Origin of the sequence: Micromonospora sp. NPDC049101 (assembly GCF_040648675.1) — a bacterium.
GTDB lineage: Bacteria > Actinomycetota > Actinomycetes > Mycobacteriales > Micromonosporaceae > Micromonospora.
Genome location: NZ_JBEZED010000002.1, coordinates 65,072 through 89,384 on the forward strand (window position 1 = coordinate 65,072; position 24,313 = coordinate 89,384).

General features: G+C 69.8%; 17 protein-coding genes and 3 pseudogenes. 13 read left to right on the plus strand and 7 right to left on the minus strand.

Annotated features, from left to right (window positions below):
• The first annotated feature begins 64 nt into the window (after positions 1–64).
• Positions 65–3,760 carry a CHAT domain-containing tetratricopeptide repeat protein gene (locus tag AB0B57_RS02995; RefSeq protein ID WP_357064605.1) on the plus strand — a complete coding sequence of 1,232 codons (3,696 nt, stop codon included), beginning with the start codon at positions 65–67 and terminating at the stop codon, positions 3,758–3,760.
• 164 nt (positions 3,761–3,924) lie between these two features.
• Here AB0B57_RS02995 and AB0B57_RS03000 read toward each other — a convergent pair.
• Positions 3,925–4,652: pseudogene (locus AB0B57_RS03000) on the minus strand (oxygenase MpaB family protein); the annotation flags it as partial.
• Between the two features lie 816 nt (positions 4,653–5,468).
• Between AB0B57_RS03000 and AB0B57_RS03005 the strand changes: the two are divergent.
• Positions 5,469–5,657 carry a hypothetical protein gene (locus tag AB0B57_RS03005; protein WP_357064607.1) on the plus strand — a complete coding sequence of 63 codons (189 nt, stop codon included), beginning with the start codon at positions 5,469–5,471 and terminating at the stop codon, positions 5,655–5,657.
• Between the two features lie 199 nt (positions 5,658–5,856).
• Positions 5,857–6,594, plus strand: coding sequence for a DinB family protein (locus AB0B57_RS03010; protein ID WP_357064609.1), 738 nt, complete (start codon positions 5,857–5,859; stop codon positions 6,592–6,594).
• Positions 6,595–6,660: 66 nt separating this feature from the next.
• On the opposite strand, the gene AB0B57_RS03015 is transcribed toward AB0B57_RS03010, so the two are convergent.
• The 3 genes from AB0B57_RS03015 to AB0B57_RS03025 form a co-directional block, all read right to left on the minus strand.
• Positions 6,661–9,438 (minus strand): molybdopterin cofactor-binding domain-containing protein, encoded by a 2,778-nt coding sequence (locus AB0B57_RS03015; RefSeq protein ID WP_357064610.1) that lies wholly within the window; start codon positions 9,436–9,438, stop codon positions 6,661–6,663.
• Positions 9,435–10,259, minus strand: a complete 825-nt coding sequence (locus AB0B57_RS03020) for an FAD binding domain-containing protein (protein WP_357064611.1) — start codon at positions 10,257–10,259, stop codon at positions 9,435–9,437. The genes AB0B57_RS03015 and AB0B57_RS03020 overlap by 4 nt, the downstream gene beginning before the upstream one ends.
• Positions 10,260–10,413: 154 nt before the next feature.
• Positions 10,414–11,973 carry a helix-turn-helix domain-containing protein gene (locus AB0B57_RS03025; RefSeq protein ID WP_357064613.1) on the minus strand — a complete coding sequence of 520 codons (1,560 nt, stop codon included), beginning with the start codon at positions 11,971–11,973 and terminating at the stop codon, positions 10,414–10,416.
• Between the two features lie 135 nt (positions 11,974–12,108).
• Between AB0B57_RS03025 and uraD the strand changes: the two genes are divergently transcribed.
• The 10 genes from uraD (at position 12,109) to AB0B57_RS03075 (ending at position 21,991) form a co-directional block, all read left to right on the plus strand.
• Positions 12,109–12,612 (plus strand): 2-oxo-4-hydroxy-4-carboxy-5-ureidoimidazoline decarboxylase, encoded by a 504-nt coding sequence (uraD, locus tag AB0B57_RS03030; protein WP_357064615.1) that lies wholly within the window; start codon positions 12,109–12,111, stop codon positions 12,610–12,612.
• A complete protein-coding gene (gene uraH / locus AB0B57_RS03035; protein ID WP_357064616.1) occupies positions 12,609–12,935 on the plus strand; it encodes a hydroxyisourate hydrolase in 327 nt (108 codons plus the stop codon). Before uraD ends, uraH begins: the two co-directional genes overlap by 4 nt.
• 5 nt (positions 12,936–12,940) lie before the next feature.
• Entirely contained in the window at positions 12,941–13,807 is an 867-nt protein-coding gene (gene pucL, locus AB0B57_RS03040; RefSeq protein WP_357064618.1) for a factor-independent urate hydroxylase, read from the plus strand.
• Positions 13,795–15,174: an 8-oxoguanine deaminase gene (locus AB0B57_RS03045; protein WP_357064620.1), complete on the plus strand. Its 1,380-nt coding sequence runs from the start codon at positions 13,795–13,797 to the stop codon at positions 15,172–15,174. Before pucL ends, AB0B57_RS03045 begins: the two co-directional genes overlap by 13 nt.
• A 61-nt stretch (positions 15,175–15,235) precedes the next feature.
• The gene (aceB, locus tag AB0B57_RS03050; protein ID WP_357064622.1) at positions 15,236–16,789 is read left to right on the plus strand and encodes a malate synthase A; all 1,554 of its coding nucleotides are present in this window, start codon (positions 15,236–15,238) and stop codon (positions 16,787–16,789) included.
• Entirely contained in the window at positions 16,789–17,961 is a 1,173-nt protein-coding gene (locus tag AB0B57_RS03055) for a hypothetical protein (RefSeq protein ID WP_357064623.1), read from the plus strand. Before aceB ends, AB0B57_RS03055 begins: the two co-directional genes overlap by 1 nt.
• Positions 17,958–19,274 carry an allantoinase AllB gene (allB, locus tag AB0B57_RS03060; RefSeq protein ID WP_357064625.1) on the plus strand — a complete coding sequence of 439 codons (1,317 nt, stop codon included), beginning with the start codon at positions 17,958–17,960 and terminating at the stop codon, positions 19,272–19,274. The genes AB0B57_RS03055 and allB overlap by 4 nt, the downstream gene beginning before the upstream one ends.
• Positions 19,271–20,272 (plus strand): allantoicase, encoded by a 1,002-nt coding sequence (alc, locus tag AB0B57_RS03065; RefSeq protein ID WP_357064626.1) that lies wholly within the window; start codon positions 19,271–19,273, stop codon positions 20,270–20,272. Before allB ends, alc begins: the two co-directional genes overlap by 4 nt.
• Positions 20,269–20,859, plus strand: coding sequence for a nucleotidyltransferase family protein (locus AB0B57_RS03070; protein WP_357064628.1), 591 nt, complete (start codon positions 20,269–20,271; stop codon positions 20,857–20,859). Before alc ends, AB0B57_RS03070 begins: the two co-directional genes overlap by 4 nt.
• On the plus strand, positions 20,852–21,991 hold the full coding sequence (locus tag AB0B57_RS03075; protein WP_357064630.1) for an XdhC/CoxI family protein: 1,140 nt from the start codon (positions 20,852–20,854) through the stop codon (positions 21,989–21,991). Before AB0B57_RS03070 ends, AB0B57_RS03075 begins: the two co-directional genes overlap by 8 nt.
• A 773-nt stretch (positions 21,992–22,764) precedes the next feature.
• Here the strand turns inward: AB0B57_RS03075 and AB0B57_RS03080 are convergent.
• The 3 genes and pseudogenes from AB0B57_RS03080 to AB0B57_RS03090 all read right to left on the minus strand — a co-directional run.
• A pseudogene (locus AB0B57_RS03080) lies at positions 22,765–22,962 on the minus strand (DnaB-like helicase C-terminal domain-containing protein); the annotation flags it as partial.
• Positions 22,961–23,679, minus strand: a pseudogene (locus AB0B57_RS03085) (site-specific integrase); the annotation flags it as partial. The pseudogenes AB0B57_RS03085 and AB0B57_RS03080, both read right to left, overlap by 2 nt.
• A gap of 338 nt (positions 23,680–24,017) precedes the next feature.
• Positions 24,018–24,251: a hypothetical protein gene (locus AB0B57_RS03090; RefSeq protein WP_357064632.1), complete on the minus strand. Its 234-nt coding sequence runs from the start codon at positions 24,249–24,251 to the stop codon at positions 24,018–24,020.
• Between the last annotated feature and the right edge of the window lie 62 nt (positions 24,252–24,313).

Here is a 24,313-nt window from a genome sequence, read left to right on the forward strand (position 1 = left end):
GGGGAGCTCGGATGGACTGTGACGCCCGGGCATGTACGCAGCCGCCGTTCGGAAGGAGCGGAGAGTGCACCTACCGGGCAGGGACCTGGAGCAGGAGCGCTTCACAATCGCGGTTGCCGATCTGCTGGCTGCCGTTCGGGCAGCCCCCCAGGAACCAAACGCTGAGCTGCTAGCTGCTGTGGATGCGATAGCGCCGTTGCTGGTCCAGCTTGAGCGCTGGCCAGAACTGGCGGAGGTATCGCTCGCCGGAGTGGCGTTCGCCGGCCAGCAGCGTGGCCGTTCGGCGTTGCGGATGCTGCACAACTACGGCATCGCGGTGCAGCAGATGGGAGACAACGAGCGCGCCGCGCAGGTATTCACCACCGTCGAGCAGCACGCAGCGGCCGTGGGGGAGGATCTTATCCGCGCTAAAGCATTAGCCCACCTCGGCCTAGCGCTATGCGGACTGCACGAGCCCGAACAGGCGGTCGACCGCCTGCAGCGTGCGGCCTCAATCTACCGGGCATTGGGCGATCGACAAGGCGAGGCCCGGACGTACGGCAACCTCGAGGGCGTCGTTGCCGAGCTGGGCGACACTGACCTCGCGCTTGACTACTCCCAGCGGGCGCTGGACCTCTTCCGCGCCCTCGGCGATCATGCGGGTGAGGCGCGCTGCATACAAGCGCTCGCTGACTACCACGCCGAATGGGGCGAACTCGACAACGCGAGGTCGCTGCTCCGCGAGGCGATCGACGAGTATGCCCGAGCTGACGAGCCAGCCCGAGCAGCTGCCGCAGCGTTTCAGCTGGCCCGGATGTGCCGTGCCGCCGGTCTGGAGGCCGAGGCGGTCGAGTTCGCCGCAGCGGCGCTGCAGTGGCTGACGCCGCTTGGCCACGAACTGGCCGCTGCGGCTCGCGACTTTCTCACCGGTCCAGAGGACAGTGCAGCGGCTCCTAACCGGCCTGACCGCCCAGAGCTCGCCAAGGCGCCAGGCCTGGACCTGCTGGCAGCCGCATACGGTGAGCTGGCGGCGGGCGACTACGAGACGGCGGCGGGCAAGGCAACCGATGCGGCGATACAGCTGGAGCGGGCAGGCGCCGGATATCTGGCGGGCGAGGCGCTCATCACGTCCGCGATTGCGCGGCGCCATGTCAGTTCCGGAGATCTACGCCGAAACATCGATTTGGCGATCGCCGCACTGCGCCGCGCACTTGGACTTCTGCCGCGAACGGCTTACCCGCTCGAGTGGGCCCGCGCACTTGGCACGCTGGCAGTTGTCTACTGGCAGCATCCCGACGATCGTCGCCGCAACGTCGGTCGGGCGGTGGCTCGCCAACGGGCGGCGCTGACAGTCCTCACGTGCGCGCGTGATCCCGAGGGATGGGCTACGGCTAGGTGCAATTTAGGCCTAATGATGTCCGATCACATCATGTCCGACGATCCGGCGAACCTAGAGGAGGCGCGGCGTCACCTAACAACGGCGCTGCGGACGCTTACAGATCTTCGCGCGCGAGCCCATGCCTCCCTTAACTTGAGCTTGGTCTACCGAGGGCGGCTCCGGGGTGATCCGGACGCCAACCTCGCACAGTCACTGCGCTTCGCTACTACGGCCCGCGATCTCTATTCGGACGTCGGTGACCGGCGGGACGTCGTCGCCGCGCTGGACGCCATGGCGACGACCCTTGCGCTCAGCGGTGCGCGCACCGGGCAGGTCGATATCGCCCGGTCTGTGGCGATCTTCCGCGAGGCTCTGCGGCTCGCATCCGTAGAGGACGATCCGATCCAGTACGCCCACATCAGTGATAACTTCGCCAGGTCGCTGTTAAACCAGGTCGACGCGACCGAGGACGACCTTCGGGAAGCCGTCGGTCACAATGGCGCTGCGTTGGAAATCTATGACCGTGACCAGCTGCGACACGACGGTTCGGCCGCTCGCAACAACCGTGCGGAACTTTTGGAACGGCTAGGTGCAACCAGTCCTGACGAGATCGTGCGGCTTCATGAGGAAGCACTCGCGGCAAGACCGATCGACGAAGTGCCGGGACACTGGTCGGAGTCGGCGATCGGCCTATCCCGCGCGCTGCTCAAACGTGCACAGCGTGACGACCTCCCTCGCGCCCATGCTCTCTTAGCCGGGGCCGCCCGGGCTGCATCCAAGACCGGCGCATCCGATCTCGTCATGTCCGCGCTGTCGCTGCTTGGCGGGCTGGATAGCGACAACGGGGACTGGCCGGCCGCCGCCGAAGCATGGCGCGGCGCGGTGGCTGCCGCAGAGACCGCTTATGCGTCAGCGACGCTTACTACTGGGCGTAACGCTGAACTTCGCCGAATCGGCAATCTGCACCGAGAAGCGGCCTATGCCATGTTTCGTGCAGGGGACGTCCAGGGTGCAGCACTCCTGTTGGAAACCGCGCGTGCTCGAGAAGTGAGCCGGCTCTTGAATCGGGACCGTGCCGATCTGGCGCGGCTGGAGCAGGTAGTGCCGCACCTTGCTGTCGCCTACCGGGTCGCCGCTGCACGCCTCACCACACTGGATGCTCAGCAGCGCGCCGGAGACCACGGGGCCCCGGATCGAAGCCGGTTGTACGGTGCGGTCACTGACGCGGACGCTCAGTTGCGGGCCGTCCTGGTGGACATCCGCGCCACGCCAGGCTTCGCTGAGTTTGGTTTCACCGATGCGAGTGCAGCTCTGAGGGTGGCTGGAGGTGCCGCGCCGGTGGTCTATCTGGTCACCGCGCAGCACGGCAGCGTCGCCCTACTGGTTGGGGAGTCCGGGAACATCGACGCCGTGCCCGGCGAGCTGACGGAGCCACAGCTGCTAAGGGCCATGCTGAATGCCAGCTCGCCGTCCACAGAACCCCTTTTAGATCTCGTCGGCGACGGGGTGGCCGCGCCAGTTGCCGCCCGGCTGGCGGAACGCGGGGACACCGAGGCAGTGCTGGTTCCTTGTGGGCTTCTTGCTGCGCTGCCGCTGCACGCTGCGCGGTTCCGCCAGGGAGGCGGCCAGCGATGTTTGATTGACGATATCGATGTGTCGTACACCCCATCGGCGCGTGCACTGCAAGCCGTACGTGGTGCCGCCTCCGTGGCCACAGATGCACGCCTGCTGTGTGTCGCGGAGCCGTTGCCCACAGACGCGCCGCTGCCCGGCACCATCGCGGAAGTGGCGGCCATCTCCCTGACGTTTCCGGGCCCGCCAGTCATGGCTGGCCAAGACGCGACGAAGGAGGCGCTCGTCGCGGCGCTTCCTGGGGTCACACATCTGCACCTTGCGTGCCACGGAGTCTACGAACCGGAGAACCCTCTCGACTCCCGGCTGCTGCTCGCTCAGGGGACGGCGCTGACCCTTCGAGAGCTGTTTGACGCGCCGGTGCTCGCTGGCGTTCGTCTAGTCGTCGCCTCAGCCTGCGAGACCGCCATCACCGACATCGTTCACACTCCCGAAGAGGCGTTGGGCATGCCGGCTGGTCTACTCCTCGCCGGGGCAACTACGGCCGTCGGCTCGCTGTGGCCGGTGCAAGACGTGTCGGCGCCCGTGCTCATGGCTCGCTTCTACACCTATCTGCACACCGGAGATCCGGACTCGACCGAAGGCCCTATGCGGCCCGGCAGGGCGATGAGCCGCGCCCAGCGCTGGATGCGCGACGCGACCGATACGGAGCTGAACAGTTTCGCAGCCGCTGCCGGGTTGCCCCCAGTTGCCCGCCGTGACGGCACAATGCAGCGGTTCTCGCGCCACCCAGAGCATTGGGCGCCGTTCGTCGTCGTAGGCGACGGCTAACCTTCTGCTTAGACCATGCCTCCTGATCTGAGGTCCCGATTCAGGACTATCAGGCCGGTGCGGCTTTGGCAGCCGCTGGGCGGGCGGGCAACCCAAAGCGCTATGGTACCGAAATCCGCGCAGGCCCGCTGATCATGCGCTGAGTCAACAATTTCCCGGCCCGGCGGACCGAGCTGGCTGATCTCATACCCGTTGGGATAGCTCTTGCCCCTAATTCCATCGGCGAACATCGCCGTTGTCCGCGGCCCGGCGAATTACCGCTGCAGCCGCGACCGAAGCTTCAGCGCCGCGTGCAGGCCGGCCCGGACCGGCCAAGCCTGCGCATCGGCTCGCATCGCGCGCCGGAGCGGCGCGTCGTACATGGCGCTGACCCGCGCGTCACCTAGCGGAGCGAGGGGCTTGGGGATGCGGGTGAGCATCAGCTCCTCGTGGCTCGCTCGATCGCAGCGGCGTCGTCGTTGGGCTGCAGGTGGGTCGCATCGTGGGCGTGGAACCAGACCTCGAACTCCTCGTAGGAGCCGGGGATCTCGGTGATGCCCATCCGCCGACCCAGCTCCCGGTAGAAAAGGTACGTGGCCTGCGTTTCTTGGCAGCAGAGTTGGCGCCAGCCGTACTGCTACAGCCACCGGGTCGGGATGACCTTTAGGCAGCCGAGCACGTGGGGATAGTCGTCCTTGGGAATGTTGTACGTGCGGTGGATCTGGTTGACCCGGCGCAGCGTGTCCCGGCCGCGTGGCTGGTCGAACCCGTTGAGCACCATCTCGTACATCAGCAGGCCGGTGTCGTCGATGCGCTTCTGGGTGCGCTCGGTCAGCTCCCCGGTGGCGGTGTGCACCGCGGCGATGGCCGGGATGGAGAAGGATCGGTTGAAGGCGAGGTTCAACCCCAGCTTCTCATCGTTGGGCATCTCCAATCCATAGTTGCGGGGCATCCTGGGCCGCCCCGAGCCGGGCGGCAACGAGCGTCCGGGCTACCATGGGGGATTGGGCATAGGCGGCGGTGACCCGGGTCAGCCACGTCTGCTTGCCGGTGTCCAACGGCGAGTCCTCCCCGCTGTCGCGGCCAGCTCGGGCTCGTCGAAGGAGGAGTGACCGATCATTTCCGCTTCGCGTTCCTCGGCGGCCGCGTAGTTGCTTCGGCCCAGGCCGCGCGCGGTCGGCGTTGGTGGAGCTCGCCCACGGCACTACGCGGATCATGCCAGCGGCCGCCAGCCGACTCGAGATAAGCGACATGCTTGAGGAGCCGAATCGACAGCTTGGTCGCTGACGCCGACGCCAGTCACGTGCGTCGGAGTACGGGCGCGGGAGGAAGTGGTACCAGCTGTTTAGAGGTCTGTGCCTCGAGCGTTCGGTGGCGGAGGCGCTGGTGCCGTTCTCTAGCGCTTCTCCTCCGCGGCCGGGCCGCCCGTGAGATCTCACAACCGTCTCACGGACGGCCCGGGAGGGACCGGTAGAGCCCGACCTGCCTCGGACCGCCGCCGGCCGCTGACCTTGATAATCGGCAGGAGGCGGTATCGTCCGGCAGCCGCCGGTAGACCTGCTAGTTCACTGGGGGTCAAGGGGTCGTCGGTTCGAATCCGGCCGTCCCGACTGGTATTCACCAGCGGATGTAGAAGATCACGTGTGATCTTGCGGTAACGCTGGCGGTAACGGAGATCGCTTAACGTGGGTTGCATCCCTCGATCCCGTTACTGCGGAGGTGCAGCCTCATGGCTGTCTACAACTACCGCCTCGCCAACGACCAGACCCGCTGGTTCTTCATCATCGACCTCCCGCCCGACGCGAACGGGCGGCGCCGCCAGCACAAGCGGCAGGGGTTATTCGACTGGTGCGAGTTCTCCACGTCCGGGGCTGATTCGTCGCGTTCGGTGATCAGCTCTCGTCGGCGGGGTCGATGAAGACTGGGACGTACTCCAGGGCGTCGGGGTCGCCGAGGTGGGCGGCGCAGCCCACCAGTCGGCGGCTTGGGCGTCGAGTCCTTCCCGCTCGGAGATCTCGGCCATTCGGCGGGCGCAGGTGCATGGGTGTGCCCGTACGGACCATCTCCGTTGACGCGGTACGCCGATCGCTGTCGGTCCCGGGTACTACGATCCGGCGATGGCCACCTACACGGGACCCGACGACCTGAGCGGCACCGAGTTCATCGAGACGAACTTCGCGGGCAGCGTGTTCCGCGAGGTGGATCTGAGCGGTACCCGGATCAGGGGTGCCCTGCTCAACGGCGCCGACATCGACGGGGTCATTGACGGGCTTCGGGTCAACGGCGTCGAGGTGGCACCGCTGGTCGAGGCCGAGTTGGACCGGATGTACCCGGAGCGCACGAAGTTGCGTCCGTCCACACCGGACGATATGCGTGCCGCGTGGGAAACCGTGGAGGCGTTCTGGGCGCCGACGATGGCGCGGGCGGAGTCGCTGCCGGAGGAGGATCTGCACCGGTCGGTCGACGGGGAGTGGTCGTTCGTCCAGACACTGCGGCATCTGGTGATGGCGACCGACCTGTGGTTCGGTCAGGCGGTACTGGGCCGGGAACGGCCGTACCACCCGCTCGGGTTGCCGGCGACGTTCATCACGAACGGTGCGGACCTCGGCATCGACATGGGTGCCGATCCGAGCTTCGCCGAGGTGGTGGCGGTCCGGGCCGGCCGCATGACCGAGGTACGGGAGTTCCTCGCCACCGTCACCCAGGAGGACCTGGACCGGGTACGCGAGCCGAACGCCCCGCCCGGCTGGCCGTCGCTCGGCCTTCGCGCCGCCTCGGCGTGCCTGCGGGTCATCTTCAACGAGGAATGGGCGCACCACAGCTTCGCCGTCCGCGACCTTGACGCGATGGGATGACCAGACGCCCCGCGCTCGGAGAACCAGAACCGGACTCCTATTTGTACAGATGGGAGGATCTTCGCTTCATCGTGCCGGACGGGTGGGCCGATCATCGTGCCCGAGGTCATCCCTGTCCGCTGTGGGACGACGCTCGGCGAGGGCGAGCCAGACCCGGTCGGCGGTGAGTGGCAGGTCGGTGAAGCGGAAGCCGGTAGCGTCGCGCAGCGCGTTGGCCAGCGCGGGAGCGACCGGGTTGAACGGGCTCTCGCTCATCGATTTCGCCCCGAGCGGTCCGGTGGCGTCGTTGGTCTGGGCAAAGTGGACCTCGGTCCGGGGTATGTCGGCAAATGTCGGAAGGTGATACTGGCGGAACGCGGCCGTGGTCACCACTCCGTAGGCGTCGACACGTACCTCCTCGTGGAGGGTGGCGCCGATGGCCTGGGCGACGCCGCCCTCGACCTGGCCACGACACTGCATCGGGTTCATCACCGTGCCGGCGTCGGCCGCGTGGACGCTGCGCAGAATCCGGATCTCCCCCGTTACGGGATCGACCGCGATGCGGAACCACTGCGCGTTGAACGCGACCGAGCGTGGGCTGCCTGCGCAGTGTCCGTCGGCAGCCACCTGCTGGCCGGTCGCGTGGGTGTGTTCCCACAGGTCCCGCAGGGGCAGGCGGCTGCCGGCGCAGTCGAGGGCGTCGGTGCCGAGCCGGCAGTCGGTGACCGGTACGCCGCTGTGCTCGGATGCGAGGGTGAGCAGCCGCTCGCGGAGCGCCTGGCAGGCGCGCAGGACCGCGGTACCCCCGACGATCGTGCCGGTCGAGCCGAAAGCGCCGGTGTCGTGGCGGACCAGGTTGGTGTCCGACTGGCGGATGCCGACCCGGTCGGGTGTCGTGCCCAGCGTCTCGGCGGCGAGTTGCTGGTGCACGGTGGTGCTGCCGTTGCCGAACTCGGCGGTACCGACCGTCACCTCGTAGCGCCCGTCGGAGAGCAGGGTGACACGTGCGTCCGCGTAGTGTCCCCCGGGTGGTGCGGTGGCGATCATCGACATCGCCATGCCCTGCCCGGTGAGCCAACCCGAGGGGGCGGGGGGGCCGGTGTCCTCCCGTGCCGCGGCGTCGACGATTTCCAGGCACTGGTCCAGCCCGTAGCTGCCCAGGCTCAGGTCGCTGTCGTGACCGGCGGGAGCGACAAGGGGATCACCGGGCCGGACGATGTTGCGGGCGCGCACGGTGACCGGGTCGATGTCGAGACGCCGGGCCACCTCGTCGAGTGCTGACTCGACGGCGAAGCTGACCTGCCCGAGACCATATCCGCGGAACGCCCCGGCGGGCACCGTGTTCGTGTAGACGGCGTAACCGTCCACTCTCTTGTTCGGGCACCGGTACACCGAGAGTGATTCGTGGCAGCTGTGGAACAGTACGCCGGGGCCGTGATTGCCGTAGGCGCCGGTGTTGGAGACGACCCGGAGACGGATGCCGGTGAGGGTGCCGTCGCGGCGTGCGCCGGCTGTCACACGGACGGTGAAGGGGTGGCGGGTGGTGGCGGCGGTGAACTGCTCCGCACGGGTGTACTCCAGCTTCACCGGGCGGCCGGTACGCAGCGCGGCGAGGACGACGAGGTCCTCGACGAGCATCTCCTGCTTGCCGCCGAACCCCCCGCCGACCCGCCCGGCGACCACCCGGACCTGCTCCTCCGGCAGATCGAACAGCCGGCACAGCGCGCGGCGGGTCAGGAACGGGGTCTGGGTGCTGGATCGTACGGTCAGCCGGCCGTCGTCGTCGACGTACGCCAGGGCCCCGTGGGTCTCCAGGCTGGCATGCTGCACCCGCTGGGTGCGGAACGTCTGCTCATACAACAGGTCGGCGGCAGCGAGGCCGGCGTCGACGTCACCAACCTCGGCGTGCACCTCGCCGGCCACGTTGTCGGCCGGACGGGCGATGCCCGCCTCGGTGCCCTTGTCGCCGTGCAGGGCCGGTGCGCCCGGGGTCATCGCCTCCTCGGGATCGGTGACCGCCGGTAGCACCTGGTACCGGACCGTGACATGCCGACACCCCTCCTCGGCGGCGGCCTCGGAGTCGGCGACCACCACCGCGACCCGCTGCCCCACGTAACGCACCACGTCGTCGAGGACCCTGGTGTCGGCCGGGTCGTCACTCGCGTGCTCATGCTGCGCCGTCGAGTAGCGCCGATCGGGAGCGTCGGCGTGGGTCAGCACCGCGTGCACGCCCGGCAGCGCGAGGGCGTCGCGAGCGTCGACCGACAGGATCCGCGCGTGCGGATGAGGCGAGCGCAGCACCTTGAGATGCAGCAGGCCGGGCACCTCGACGTCGAAGGTGTACCGGGCGGTGCCGGTGACCACCTGTGGCCCGGCCGGTGCCGGAAGATTCACCCCCACCGACGCGCCCGGACCCGGCTCCTCGACATGACGGACGCCGCGGATCGCGTCCTCGATCGCCCGGTAGCCGGTGCAGCGACACAGGTTGCCCTTCAACGTCTCGGGCAGCGAGTCGAGTTGGTCGTCGTCGAGCGCGGCGGTGGTCATGATGAACCCGGCGGTACAGAAGCCGCATTGGAAGCCCTGCGCGTCCAGGAAACGCTGCTGCACCGGGTGTAGCCCGGCGGCCGTGGCGAGACCCTCGATCGTGGCCACCCTGCGGCCCTGGGCGCGGACCGCCGGGTACACGCAGCTGTGCACGGGCAGGCCGTCCAGGTGCACGGTGCAGGCGCCGCAGTCGCCGGCGTCGCAACCCTTCTTGACCCCGAAACGGCCTCGTTCGCGCAGGTAGGTGCGCAGGCACTGCCCGGGTCGCGGTGCCTCGGCGCAGATTTCGCCGTCGACCACGACGGCGCGATCGTTCACGACGCGTTCCACTCGGCGAGTTCGGTGCGGATCTGTTCGGCGAAGACGAGAGTGAGATGTCGTCGCCACGCAGGCATCCCGTGCACGTCGTCGACGTACTGCTGGGCGGGAATGCCATCCATGACCGCCTGCCGCAGTACGGTCGCCGACGGTACGGTGTCGAACCGCAGCTGCACCGGCCGCACCGTCGACGCGGTCACAGTGAGCACGAACGACCCGTCGACCGGGTCGGTGCGACCGATGAGCAACACGGCGGACCGGCCGAACGGAAACAACGATCCCTTTCGGAACGCGGCACGGCAGCGCAGCGCCGGGGCCGGCAGGGTCATCGAACGGAGGAACTCCCCGGGGACCAGGGCGGTCGTGCCGATGCCGGTGACGAACTCGGCGACCGGAAGCTCACGCCGGCCACCGTCGGGGGTTAGCAGCAGGCAGATACCGTCCAGGGCGGCGCCGAGCGAGATCATCGGACCGGCGGGCAGTGCCGTGCACAGGTTGCCGCCCACGGTCGCCACGCTCCAGATCTTGAACGAGGCGAGGAACGCCGCGCAGCACTGCCGGATCAACTCCCGCTGGATCATCGGGCGCGGTGCCGTGGTGAACGTCGCCAGCTCGGAGATTGTGCAGGTCGCGGCGATCTCCAGCCCGTGCGGTGTCAGGGTCAGCGGCGACCAACCCTCGTCGGTCAGATCGCGGAGCCGACGCAGGTGCTGCTGCGGCTCGGAGAACAGGTACGTGCCACCGGCCAGCCACGCGTCTCCCGGCCGCCACGCACCGGCGGCCGTGGCCGCCACTACCGCCTGCACCGTGTTCAGATCCACCACCACACCCCGTCCCGCGAACCTGGTCGGCTCACCTGCCAGCCATCTCAGCAGCGCGGCTCGTCGCATCCCATTGGCTCAGGCCACGAACGCTGGCGTACGGGCGCCGCCGGAAGTTGGGCTTTCGCACAGCGGAGCCGTTGACACGTCCGGCTCAGTGGCGTTGTAGTTCGAGTGCGAGATACAGGTCGACGCGGTCGTCGAAGCGGCGCAGCTGACGACCGGTGAGTTGTTCGATGCGCTGGATGCGGTAGCGCAGTGTGTTGACGTGGACGTGCAGCAGTTTCGCGGTGCGGGTCCACGACCCGTCGCAGCGAAGGAACGTGTCGAGTGTGTGCACAAGGCGCGCGTCGTGGGAGCGGTCGTACTCGGCCAGGGGGCGCAGCAGTCGACGGTGGAAGGCTCGCCGGGCTTCGGCCGGGACGGCGGCGAGCAGCAGCGCGTGGGAGGACAGGTCACCGCTGGCGACCACCGCGACCTGCTCCGGGCCGGTCAGGGCGTAGCGGTGGGCGTGGCGTGCCTCCTCGACAGCGCCGTCCAGCGCGGCGACCCCGATCGCGGGGGCGCTAGTCCCGATGGCGATCCGGGCACCGTTGAGGCCCGGTGTCAGCGCCCGCGCCGCGTCGCGGATCCGCGCGACGACGTCGGCCGGGGCTGAGCCGTCGGGTGTGGGAGCGAGCTGGATGATCGCGTGGACCTCGCTGCCGATCTCCGCGATCGCGGCGGAGGGTGCCAGCGGCCGCGCGACCTCCTCGACGATGGTGAGCGCCAGGTCGGTGGTGGGTGACCCCCCGGCGGTCCCTGCGGTGAGTGCCAGGAATGTGGCGTCCGGGTCGAGGCGGCACGACTCGAGGCGGGGCGCGATCTCGGCGGGCGCGGCACCGTCGAGGAGGGGCTGGAGGAGGTGCGCGGCGAGGCGTCGTTCGACGCGAAGATGTCGGTCGAGGTGGGCCCGTTCGAGGGCGAGCAGGGTGGTCAGGCCCTCGACGGCCTGTCGCCGGTCGTGGTCCCAGGTGGTCACGTCGCCGGCACAGGCCAGGAACCAGGCGTCGAGGCGCCGGCCGGGGTGGGTGCCTGCGGCAAAGAGGGAATATCGCCGGTTTCGGGCGACGCTGAGCACGTGTGGCAGGCGAGGTGCGGTCAGGAACGTGCGCGCCAGGCGGGCACGCAGGTCGTCGGCCAGCGGAGACGTCCCCGCGATGAGCCGGCCGGTCGCGGACAGCGCCCAGCAGGGGATGTCGGCGGCGGCGGAGGGCAGCAGGTCGGCGAGTTGGGCGTCCTCGGTCAGGGCGGCGATCAGGCCCTGGTGCCGGTTCACGACCGCCGCGAGCCCGGTGGCCTGCTCGATGCGCAGGGTCGCCCCGATGGCGTCACTGATGGTGGTGAAGGAGACCTCGACGGGCACCTCGAACACGGGGACGTCGTGGCGGGCGCACGCCTCGACGAGGTCGACCGGGACGGTCCCGTACGCGGCCGCCCCCGCGCCGACCGCGCTGACGCCGGCTCGGGCCACCGCCGCGGCGAACACCTCGGAGTCCTCTGGGGTGCGTCGCCACATCAGCCCGGTGAGCACCACCTCGCCGCCGGAGAGATATCGGCTCGGGTCGAGCAGATCCGTGGTGAAGAACTGCTGGACAACCCGGTCGCCCTGATGGTGGCCGCTGAGCATGGTCAATCGGAGATTGCGCTGGGCCAGGACGTCATTGAGGCGCATCGACACCTCCATGCCTTGGAGGAAGCTCCAGAGACCCTAGGGCGGAAATGTTTCAAATTCGGTTTCCCTGCCCAATGCTCGGCCGCCCACAGCGCTGTTTGACTACCGCCGCCGCAGCACGGAGGGGAGGTCCCGGTGAGTCAGCGTCTGACACGGTTCAACGAGTTGTCGGCGCGCGATGCCGAACGGGAGTTGCTGGCCTGCTGCGCATCGCCCGCCTGGGCGCGTGCCGTGACCGCCGCCCGCCCCCATCCCGACCAGCAAGCGCTTCTCACCACAGCGGCGGATGTGCTCGCCGAGCTTTCCTGGCCGGACATCGCCCAGGCGCTGGCGGCGCACCCCCGGATCGGACAACGGGCCGACGGCGACGGACGTGACGCGGCCTGGTCCCGGCGAGAGCAGGCCGGCGTCGCCGACAGCGACGAGGCGACCCGGGTCGCTCTGCGTGCGGCCAACCAGGCGTACGAGGACCGCTTCGGTCACCTCTTCCTGATCTTCGCGAATGGGCGAACAGCCGCGGAGATCCTCGCCGCAGCCCAAACCCGGCTCGCCAACGAGACAGCGGTCGAGCGGGAGGTGGTTCGGGCGGAGTTGACGTGCATAGCCGTGCTGCGACTGACGGAGCTGACCAACGAATGAGTCTGTCCACGCACGTCCTCGACACCGCCCGGGGCGAACCGGCCGACGGAGTGCTGGTCCACCTGTACCGGTGGGCTGGCGACGAGTGGATCGACGTCGCGGCGGGACGCACCGACGCGGACGGGCGCTTGCGGAACTGGGTGCCGAAGCGGCGCTGGGCGCGAGGGACGTACCGGCTCTGCTTCGACACCGGTGGCTATCTCGGCCTCGGGGCGTTCTTTCCGGAGGTGTCGGTGGTGTTCGTGGTCACCGACGCCTGGCGTCACCTGCACGTGCCCCTGCTGCTGAGCCCGTACGGCTATTCGACATATCGAGGGAGCTGACCCCGATGGACATTGTTCTCGGCACCCACCAGTACGGAAAGGCCGAGGTGCGGCTGGTCCACGTCGTCCGCGACGGCGAGCGCCATCGGCTGACCGACCTCACCGTCAGCGTCGCGCTCGCCGGCGACCTGGCAGACACGCACCTCACCGGCGACAACGCCAAGGTCCTGCCGACCGACAGTCAGAAGAACACGGTGTACGCGTTCGCGCGGCGGCACGGGATCGGCGAGATCGAGGAGTTCGGGCTGCGCCTGGCGCGACACTTCGTCGACTCGCAGCCCGTCATCACCCGGGCGATCGTCCACCTCCAACAGCACGCCTGGAACCGCGTGGGTGAGCACTCGTTCACCCGGTCCGGAGCCGAGACACGGACGGCGACGGTCACGGTGGACGGACCGGACACGGTCGTCGTCTCCGGGCTGACCGGCATGGTGCTGATGAACACGACCGGCTCGGAGTTCTTCGGCTTCGTCCGGGACGAGTACACGACGCTCCCCGAGGCGCACGACCGAATCCTGGCCACGGCGGTGGACGGCCGTTGGCGGCATACCTCCAGCGAGAGCGACGACTGGGCGGCCTCGTTCAGGGAGGCACGGCGGCACCTGGTCGAGGCATTTGTCGACACGTACAGCCTGTCCCTGCAGCAGACGCTGTACGCGATGGGGCAGCGGGTCCTCGAACACCGCCCGGAGATCACCGAGGTGCGGATGTCCCTGCCCAACAAACACCACTTCCTCGTCGACCTCACACCGTTCGGGCTCGACAACCCGAACGAGGTCTTCTACGCCGCCGACCGCCCGTACGGGCTGATCGAGGGTGCGGTGCGCCGCGACGACGCCCCACGGTGGGAGGAGTCGTGGTGGAACTCCTGACCTCGGCCTCGTCGGGCCGCCTCCTCATCGAGGGCTGCGCGATCGCGACGGTCGACGGCGTCGGCCGCGAACACGAGCGGGGCCACATCCTTGTCGAGGACGGTCGCATCGCCGCTGTCGGGGCCGGCTCCGCGGACCGGATCGACGACGGCGCGCCCGTCCGGCGTGTCGACGGCACCGGCTGCCTCGCCACGCCGGGACTGGTCAACACCCATCATCACCTCTACCAGTGGGTGACCCGGGGCCTCGCCCAGCAGGCCGACCTGTTCGGTTGGCTCACCGAGCTGTACCCGATGTGGGCGCGCATCCGGGAGGAGGACGTGTCGGCGGCCGTCGGCGCCGGGCTGAGCTGGCTCGCGCTGTCCGGTTGCACCACGACCACAGACCACCACTACGTCTTTCCCGCCGCCGCCGGTGACCTGTTCGCCGCCGAGGTGGCGGAGGCGGGCCGGGTGGGTCTGCGTTTCCATCCCGTCCGCGGCTCGATGGACCTGGGCGCCTCGGCCGGGGGCCTCCCGCCGGACGATCTCGTGGAGGACACCGACGCCGCGCTCGCGGCGACCGCCGACGCGATCGACCGTTTCTCCGACCCGTCACCGGGCGCGATGGTCCGCGTCGCGGTCGGCCCCTGCTCCCCGTTCTCCGCGAGTGAACGGCTGATGCGGGAGGCCGCCGCGTTGGCGCGGGACAGGGGAGTACGGCTGCACACCCATCTGGCCGAGACGGTCGACGAGGAGGATTACTGCCGGGCCACGCACGGGTGCACACCCGCCGAGTACGCCGAACGGCTCGGCTGGCTCGGCCCCGACGTCTGGCTCGCGCACGGCGTCCACCTCGATGCCGAGGCCATCAAGCGGATCGCCGAGACCGGCACCGGCCTGGCCCACTGTCCCAGCTCCAACGCCCGCCTCGGCGCCGGCCTGGCCCCCGTCCGGGACCTGCTCGACGCCGGTGTGCCCGTCGGGCTCGGCGTCGACGGCGCCGCCTCCCAGGAGGCCGGTCAACTCGTCGCGGAGCTTCGCCAGGCGCTGCTGGTGGCGCGGCTGCGGGGTGGGCCGACCGCGTTGACGGCGCGGGAGGCACTCGCTCTCGCTACCCGTGGGGGTGCGCGCTGCCTGGGGCGCGAGGACGAGTTGGGCGCGATCGAGGTGGGCAAGCTCGCCGACATCGCGCTCTGGCGTATCGACGGGCTGGGCCACGCCGACATCGCCGATCCGGTGGCGGCACTCGTGTTCGGCGCACCGGCGCCGGTGGAGTTGCTCCTCGTCGGCGGTCGGCCGGTCGTTGAGAGGGGCCGCCTGGCCACTGTCGACGAACGGGATCTGCTGGTCCGCGCCCGGCGCGCGGCTGATCGCCTGCGGATCTGAAGCCCTGACGACGAACGCCGGATGACAGCGCACAGCGGAGACAGGAGCGGATGTGCCGGACATGACCGAAGAGGGAGTGCTGTGCCGGGAGGCGATCGAGTTCGTCACGGATCTCCAGCGGCGTTTCGGTGCCCGCCGCGCGGAGCTGCTCGCCCGTCGGCGGCAGCGGCGCGCGGAGATCGCCCGGACCGGCCTGCTCGACTTCCTGCCCGAGACGAGGGACGTCCGCGAGTCGGAGTGGACGGTACCCCCGCCACCGCCCGGTCTGTCCGACCGCCGGGTGGAGATCACCGGACCCACCGATCGCAAGATGGCCATCAACGCGCTCAACTCGACAGCGAAGGTCTGGCTCGCCGACCTGGAGGACGCCAACACACCCCACTGGGCGAACGTGGTGACCGGGCAGGTCAACCTGTACGACGCGGTCCGAGGCTCGATCACCTACGACGCGCCGGACGGGCGGCGGTACGCGTTGCGCACCGACCGGCGGCTCGCCACCATCGTCGTCCGCCCCCGCGGCTGGCACCTCGACGAGCGTCACCTGACCGTCGACGGGTCGCCGACCGCCGGTGCCCTGGTCGACTTCGGCCTGCACGTCTTCCACAACGCCCATGAGTCGATCGCGCGAGGCTCCGGCCCGTACTACTACCTGCCGAAGCTGGAGAGCCACCGGGAGGCCGGGCTCTGGAACGACGTCTTCGACCACGCCGAGGCCGCGCTCCACATTCCCCGCGGCACGATCCGCGCAACCGTGCTCATCGAGACCATCACGGCCGCGTTCGAGATGGACGAGATCCTGTACGAGCTGGGATCGCACGCCGCCGGGCTCAACGCGGGTCGCTGGGACTACCTGTTCTCCATCATCAAGACCTTCCGGGAGCGCGCCGTCCTGCCCGACCGCGCGGCGATCACGATGACCGCGCCGTTCCTCCGGGCGTACACCGAATTGCTCGTCGCGACCTGTCACCGCCGCGGCGCAGCGGCGATCGGCGGCATGTCGGCGTTCATTCCCAGCGGTGACGCCGCGCAGAACGCGGCAGCCTTCGGGCGGGTGCGCGCGGACAAGGAGCGCGAGGCGAACGACGGCTTCGACGGCTCGTGGGTCGCCCACCCCAAGCTGGTGCCGGTCTGCCAGGAGGTCTTCGACGGCGTCCTCGGGCCGCGGGACAACCAGCTGGACCGGACGCGCGACGACGTGACCGTGCGGGCCGCGCAACTGCTCGACTTCACCGTCGTCGGCGGCGAGGTCACCTCGGCGGGGCTGCGGACCAACGTCTCGGTCGCGCTGCGGTACCTGGAGGCATGGCTACGGGGCGTCGGCGCCGTCGCCATCAACGACCTCATGGAGGACGCGGCCACCGCCGAGATCTCCCGCGCCCAGACCTGGCAGTGGGTGCACCAGGGGGTCCGGCTGGCCGACAGCGGCGAGGCGGTGACCGCGGCGCTCGTCCAGCGGATCGAGGACGAGGAACTGGCGGCGATCCGCGACGCCGTCGGCGCGGACGCCTACCAGGCGGGGCGGTGGCCGCAGGCCCGGACGCTCTTCGAGCGGGGTGCCTTGGCTGACGAATTCGTCGACTTCCTCACCGTGCCCGCCTACGAGGTCATCGACTGATGGCGCGCCGACTGACCGCGCGGGTGACGGCCGAACTGGACCGCCGGCTCACCCCCGTCGACGCCGTGTTGCAGAGGCGCTACCCGGGTGACGGTCCCGGCCGGCAACCGGTGCACACCGTGTACGTGCCGGCCGACCGGTTCACCACCGACCTGTGTCGACAGTGGGGTGAGCAGGCGGTCGATACCCTCGACCGGTTCCCACCGCTGCCGTTCCCCACCGGCCTGCGCGACCGCGTGCTGGCGAAGCTGTCGACCGAACCGATCGAGGACCTTCGGCTGGACTTCGAGGACGGGTACGGCGTCCGCGACGACGCGGAGGAGGACGAGACGGCGCGTGCCGCGGCAACGGCGCTCCGCGACGGCCCGAGGCCGGTGTTCGTCGGGCTGCGCTGCAAGAGCCTGGACCGCGCCGACCGGGACCGCGCCGTCCGCACCCTCGACGTCTTCTTCGACGCACTCGGCCCACCCCCGCCCGGTTTCGTCATCACCCTGCCCAAGGTCCGAGCCGTGGAACAGGTGGCGGCCATGGCCCTGCTGTGCGAGGAGTTGGAGTCCGCGTACGCGCTGCCGGGCGCGAGCCTGCGCTTCGAGCTGCAGATCGAGACCACCGAGGCGGTGCTGGGCGCCGACGGCACGGCCACCGTCTCCCGCATGATCACGGCGGCCGGGGGACGGTGCGTCGGGCTGCACTATGGCACCTACGACTACAGCGCCGCGTGCGGAATCGCCGCCGCCCACCAGTCGCTGGATCATCCCGTCGCCGACCATGCCAAGGCCGTCATGCAGGTGGCGGCGGCCGGCACCGGCGTGCGCCTCTCCGACGGCTCGACAAATGTGCTTCCGGTCGGCGACCTGGACGCCGTGCACGCGGCCTGGCGGCTGCACACACGCCTGGTACGACGTTCCCTCGAACGCGGCTTCTACCAGGGCTGGGATCTGCACCCTGCGCACCTGCCCACCCGGTACGCCGCCACCTACGCATTCTTCCGGGAGAGCCTGGACGCCACTGTGGCGCGGCTCTCCGCGTACCTGACGCGTCGCAGCGACGGTGTGCTGGAGGAACCGGCGACCGCTCGTGCGCTCGCTGGTCATCTGCGTCGGGGCCTGGACTGCGGCGCGTTCGACCCCGACGAGGTCAGCGTCGATCGAGCCACCCTGGAGGTGCTGTGACCTACGACGTCATCCTGCGCTCCCGACGCGTCGTCACCGCGCAGGGGGAGCGACCAGCCATGGTCTGCCTCGCCGACGGCCGGATAGCGGCGGTGACGGGGTACGACGACGTGCCCGCCGGGCCCGTCACCGACCTCGGCGACCTGGCGCTGCTGCCCGGCATCGTCGACACGCACGTGCACGTCAACGAACCCGGACGTACGGAGTGGGAGGGATTCACCTCGGCGACCCGGGCCGCGATCGCCGGTGGGGTCACCACCCTCGTCGACATGCCGCTCAACTCGGTCCCGCCGACCGTGACGGTGCCGGCGTTGGCCGCCAAGCGCCGCGCCGCCGAGGGCGCGATCCACGCGGACGTCGGGTTCTGGGGCGGCGCCGTACCCGACAACGTCGCCGACCTCCAGGCGCTGCACGACGCCGGCGTCTTCGGGTTCAAGTGCTTCCTCGTCGACTCTGGTGTCCCCGAGTTCCCACCACTGGCCCCGGACGCGCTCGACACCGCCCTCGGCGCGGTCGATGCCCTGTTCCTGGTGCATGCCGAGAGCCCGGGTGCGATCACCGTCGCCCCCTCCTCGCGTCGCTACGCGGACTTCGTCGCGTCCCGGCCACCGGCCGCCGAGGCGGAGGCCATCGGCTGGGTGCTTGACGCCGCGCTGCGCACCGGCGCCCGGGTCCACATCCTGCACCTGTCGTCGGCGGACGCCGTGCCACTGATCGCCGCGGCGAAGGGCGTGGGAGTCAGCGTCACCGTGGAGACCTGCCCGCACTACCTCTGTCTGGCCGCCGAGGACGTGCCGGACGGGGCGACGGAGTACAAGTGCTGCCCGCCCATCCGCGACCACGGCAACTCCGACCGGCTCTGGGCCGCCCTCGACGCGGGCGTCATCGACTGCGTCGTCTCCGACCACTCACCCAGCACGCCGGCGCTGAAGAGACCGCCGAGCGGTGACTTCGCCGCCGCCTGGGGTGGCATCTCCTCGCTACAGATCGGCCTGCCCGCCATTTGGAGCAGCGCCCGCGACCGCGGGCACCGGCTCGCGGACGTCGTCCGGTGGATGGCGCAGCGTCCCGCCGAGGTCGCGGGCCTGGACACCAAAGGTCGCATCGCCGTCGGCTTCGACGCCGACCTCGTCGCCTTCGCACCGAACGAGTCCTTCGTGGTCGACCCCGCCACGCTCCGCCACCGTCATCCCGTCTCCCCGTACGCCGGCCGGACGATGCACGGCGTCGTGCACGCCGTGTGGCTTCGCGGCCAACCGGTGTCGCCGGACGGCCCGCCACGTGGGCGTCTACTCTCCCGGAGCGCACGATGACCACACCGATCACGTTGCCGGACCTCGCCTCCCGTGCCCTGTCGGGTGGGGTCGTCCACGCGAACGATGAGTTCTTCGCCCCGAGCGACCACCTCGTCGACCCGAACCCACCGACGTTCACCCCACGTACCTTCGGCCCCAAGGGGCAGATCTACGAGGGCTGGGAGACCCGTCGACGCCGCACGCCTGGCCACGACCACGCCATCGTGCGCCTCGGTGTCCCGGGGATCGTCCGCACGATCGTCGTCGACACCAGCCACTTCACCGGCAACTACCCGCCGTACGCGGCCATCGACGGCTGTCGGGTGGACGGGCATCCCTCGCCGGAGCACCTTGCCGACGCGGCCTGGGTGCCGCTGGTGCCACGAGCGGCGCTTGCCGGCGACACCCGTAACGTCTTTCCCGTCGACCCGGGACACCGCATCACCCACGTGCGACTGTCGATCTTCCCGGACGGCGGAGTGGCCCGGTTGCGGGTGCACGGCGAGGTGACCCCCGACCCGCGGTTCCTCACGGGTGGCCTGGTCGACCTCGCGGCACTGGAGCACGGGGGTCTCGTCGTCGGGTGCAGTGACATGTTCTACGGCACGCCGAACAATCTGATCGCGCCGGGCCGGGCACGCACGATGGGGGAGGGCTGGGAGACCGCCCGTCGTCGCGACGACGGCAACGACTGGGTCCTCGTACGTCTGGCCGCTCCCGGCGTCGTCCGCGTCGCGGAGTTGGACACCAGCCACTTCAAGGGAAACGCGCCCGGTGCCGCCGCGGTGCGCGGGAGCGCGGGCGACCCGGACGACCCGGACGGATGGTTCGACCTGCTACCGGTGACTCGACTGCAACCCGACACCCGGCACCGCTTCCTCGTCGAGGACGTGGGCGCGGTGAGCTGGGTGCGGCTCGACGCGTACCCGGACGGCGGGATGGCCCGGCTGCGCCTGCTCGGGGAGATCACCCCCACCGGCCTCGACACCGTCCGCCGGCGTTGGTCGGCACCGTGACCGGTGGTGTCGGGGGAGTGCTGCTGGCCGCCGGCGCCGGCCGGCGCTACGGGCTGCCCAAGGCGCTCGCGGTCGCTGACGGCCGCCTCTTCGTGGAGATCGCCCACCGCACGTTGACGGATGGCGGCTGCGACCCGGTCGTGGTCGTCCTGGGTGCCGCCATCGACGAGGTACGTGCCACCGCCGACCTCGGCACGGCGGTCCTGGTGGTCAACCAGGACTGGCGGACCGGGATGGGGTCGTCCCTTCGGCGCGGGCTCGACGCGCTCCGGCAGAGCAGCGTCAGCGCCGCGATGGTGCTGCTCGTCGACACTCCCGGCATCACCGCGGCGGCCGTCGCCCGGCTGTCGACCCATGCCCACGAACAGGTCATCGCGGTCGCCACCTACCACGGGAGACGGGGGCATCCGGTCCTTCTCGGTCGCGGCCACTGGGACGGCGTGGCGAGGATGGCGGTCGCCGACGTCGGTGCCCGCCCGTACCTCACCACCCACGCGACCACACTGGTCGGCGTGGCGTGCGACGACCTGGCCGACGGTGTCGACGTCGACGAACCAGCCGACCGGCAGGTGGGGCGTGATGCGTGACGTGCTCGACGACCTCGGTCGATGGTGGCGGGAGGGCCGGCCGGTCGGGCTCGCCACGGTCGTCGCCACGTGGCGCTCGGCGCCGCTGCCGCCCGGTGCCACCATGCTCGTCGGCCCCGACGGGACGGTCACCGGCAACGTCTCCGGTGGCTGCGTCGAGAGCGCGGTGTACGAGCTGGCCTGCGACGTCATCGACACCGGCAGGCCGGTGCTACAGCGGTACGGCGTCAGCGGGGAGGACGCGTTCGCTGTCGGCCTGATCTGCGGTGGCACCATCGACGTCTACGTCGAGCGGATCGACAGGCACAGCTTCCCCGCCCTGCCCGAGGTGGCCGCGGCGATCCGGTCCGGCACACCGGTGGCCGTGGCGACGTGCGTGGACGCCAACGGGGGCGACCCGGAGGGGCGACTCGGTCAGCGACTCGTCCTGCTGCCCGACCGGACCATCGGCACGTTGGGTGATGTCGGCCTCCAGGCGGCCGTCGTCCAGGACGTGCGGGGCCTGCTCCCGGCCGGGCGAACCGCCATCCTCCGGTACGGCCACGACGGCCAGCGCCACCGGGAGGACCTCACCTTCTTCGTCAGCAGTGTCCTGCCGCCGCCCCGCATGATCATCTTTGGTGCGACCGACTTCGGGAGGGCGATGACCCGGATGGCGTCGTTCCTCGGATTCCGTTCGACGATCGTCGACGCCCGTCCCCTCTTCGCGGACGCGAGCAGGTTCCCGGACGCGGACGAGGTCGTGCTCGACTGGCCTCACCGCTACCTACGCGCCGAGGCCCAGGCCGGACGTGTCGACGACCGGACGGCTCTCTGCGTCCTGACCCACGATCCCAAGTTCGACATCCCGCTGCTGGAGGTGGCTCTGAGCCTGCCCGTCGCCTACCTGGGCGTGCTGGGCTCCCGACGGACACGCGACGATCGGATCACACAGCTCAGGGACGCCGGGGTCGCCCACGTCGACCTTGGCGGACTCGCCGCACCGATGGGGCTGGACCTGGGTGCCCGCAGCCCGGAGGAGACCGCGGTGAGCATCGCCGCCGAGCTGGTGGCACGACGGTGGGGAGGCACCGGCCGACCTCTGCACACGCTGCATGGCCCGATCCACCGACCCGCTGCCGACCGTCGGTGAACCGACGAGTCGCGGATCTCGTTGCAGACGCGTGGCGTCGTCGTCAAACGTGCGGGCTGGTCGACTGTTCCGGATCGGTCGTGGCGCGGCCGCGGCGGTTGTCGCGGCCGGTGTCGCCGCCCGACGTGACGAGCCTGGCCATACAGAGGCTCGGCACGATTGCCCTCCGGCTGGCTGACAGCTATGGAGTCGCCGGTCGCGTCCCTCATCGATGCCGCTCCCGCGAATCGTGAAGCTTCGGGGCTCACCTGCCTTGGCGCGGCCAGCGCCGGGGGCGTCGTCGAAGGGCCTACGGCTGACCGCGACGGTGTGGCCCATCGAGGTGTCCTTCCTGGTGCAATGTCTATCGGATAGGCATTGGGATGGGCTAACCGCTGCTGAGGTCATCGGAAGGTTCCCGGTGCCGGGAAGCTTCGCGCGGCTTTTCCCCGGCAGCGGGAGCAAAGGTGTCCAGCGGGCGGACGGCCCGGCTTTTTCGGGGCGCGGCGGAAAGGGTGGGGCCGGCAGCAACACCCTTCGCCCGGCCTGGGCTGGCTTGTCGCCAGCGGCGGCAAGAAGGCTCCCCATGGTGTGGGTACCCCTGGCAGCCGGAGGGGTACGCACGCTCCGCGTACCCCTGTGCCGCTGGGCGGCATGAACGATCGACATCACCGCGGTTGCTGGCGTGAGCACCTGTAGCAACTTGCCATCGCTTTGCTTGGCGCTTGCTTGGCAAGTGCCATCGGTTGTCCGATCGGACCAGCGATCGGACAACCGATCCGGGGCGGTGGGTGTCATGACACCGCGTCGATGGCGATGTCGACGAACCGAGCCAGGTGGAGCTGCGCGGCGACAGTGATCGTGTCCTTCGGGCCGCCTCGATGCTTGGCGACAATGAGGTCCGCCTCCCCCGATCGAGGCGACTCCGGGTCGTAGTAGTCGTCCCGGCTGATCAGCACGACGATGTCCGCCTCCTGCTCAAGCTGCCCAGAGGCGGTCAGCGGCAGGCTGGCCCTGGCCCTGGCGCTCGTGATGGGTGGTGAGCGCGGTGACGCACCGGGCCGGCAGAGCCAGGGTGCGACGCGACTTCTTGGTGTTGGTGTCTCCGTCGGCGCGGACGGAGCGCCAGACCTGAATGGATGGTGGCACCGGAGGATCGTTGTCCGGCTTGCCGGCGAGGTCGACGTGTGACCAGGTGAGGGCTCGCAGTTCCTCGGTGCGAGCGCCGGTCAGCAGTGAGACGACGATGTAGGCGTGCAACGAGCTGCTCTCGGCAGCGATGAGAAGCGCCTTGGCATGGTCGAGCGTCAGCGACTTCGAGCGACGGCCGCCGCGACCTGTGGGTACTTCGCAGAGTGCCACAACGTTGCGTTTGACCCTGTCTCGCGCCACGGCTCGGTTGACGGCGCGGATGCGCAGCGAGTGGAGGAGCCGCAGGGTGCGGGTGCTCAGGTGTTGGCTTCGCCCATGAGCCAGCGGTCGATGTCGGTCGCGCTGAGATCCCGCAGCTTCCTCGCGCCGAGGTCACGGATGATGTGGGAGCGCACAAGGGTGGTGTAGTTGGCCTTCGTGCTCTCGGACTGGTTGCTCAGGCCGTAGGTGAGCCAGTCGGTGAGAGCGTCGGCCACGCTGTGTCCGTCTTGGACCAGGGCGAGGCCGTCTTCGTAGTCGCGGATCTTCTCCCGCAGCTTGGTGCGGGCTTCGGTCATACCTTCAGGGCCGAGACCGCACTGTCCTGGGAGGTCGACTGGTCCAACTTCACCGACGAGTACTCCGGAATCACAGGCACCGCCGAGCAGTGGGCCAGACGGCTCGCACTGGCCCTCGACCACGCCTGGACCTGACCAAGCAAGAGCAGGTCGACAGGACTGGCACTCGCTTCATCCGGCTGTCGTAATAGTTGGAAGCGCGCGGCAAGCGGCAGATGCCTGCGTTCTCGGGGTCGTTGCCCGTGGAAGCGTTCTGCGGGACCGGACCGGACCGGTGCCGCACCGACCGGCTGACCTCTGGCGGCCCAGACAGCCGCATCACCGACCGGACCGCCTCGTTAACGGTCCTGCTCGGTTCTCAGCACGCGCATCATTCGCAGGATGCCCTGATGAATCAACACGCCGACGCCGGTGTTGGCTAGGGCGAGCCCAGACGCGCCGAGCAACCCCGGCCCGACACTCATCACGTCGTCGGCGGCGAGCAGGACTGGCCACCCCAGAGCGGCGGCGATGAGCGACAACCGCCACCAGCGTCCGAATACAAGGCCGAACAAGATCAGTGTCGGGATCACGGCGATCCGCCCTTCGCTGCTCCCAACATACGCTCATCGGCCGGGCGCCCGCCCCACCCCCC

What these genes read in the sequence shown, in the direction of transcription:
- pucL (WP_357064618.1), top strand. Translation starts at nt 12,941, where the DNA reads ATGGACATTGTTCTCGGCACCCACCAGTACGGAAAGGCCGAGGTGCGG.
- uraH (WP_357064616.1), top strand. Translation starts at nt 12,609, where the DNA reads ATGAGTCTGTCCACGCACGTCCTCGACACCGCCCGGGGCGAACCGGCC.
- AB0B57_RS03055 (WP_357064623.1), top strand. Translation starts at nt 16,789, where the DNA reads ATGGCGCGCCGACTGACCGCGCGGGTGACGGCCGAACTGGACCGCCGG.
- AB0B57_RS03005 (WP_357064607.1), top strand. Translation starts at nt 5,469, where the DNA reads ATGGCTGTCTACAACTACCGCCTCGCCAACGACCAGACCCGCTGGTTC.
- AB0B57_RS03075 (WP_357064630.1), top strand. Translation starts at nt 20,852, where the DNA reads ATGCGTGACGTGCTCGACGACCTCGGTCGATGGTGGCGGGAGGGCCGG.
- AB0B57_RS03010 (WP_357064609.1), top strand. Translation starts at nt 5,857, where the DNA reads ATGGCCACCTACACGGGACCCGACGACCTGAGCGGCACCGAGTTCATC.
- alc (WP_357064626.1), top strand. Translation starts at nt 19,271, where the DNA reads ATGACCACACCGATCACGTTGCCGGACCTCGCCTCCCGTGCCCTGTCG.
- aceB (WP_357064622.1), top strand. Translation starts at nt 15,236, where the DNA reads ATGACCGAAGAGGGAGTGCTGTGCCGGGAGGCGATCGAGTTCGTCACG.
- AB0B57_RS03025 (WP_357064613.1), bottom strand. Translation starts at nt 11,973, where the DNA reads ATGCGCCTCAATGACGTCCTGGCCCAGCGCAATCTCCGATTGACCATG.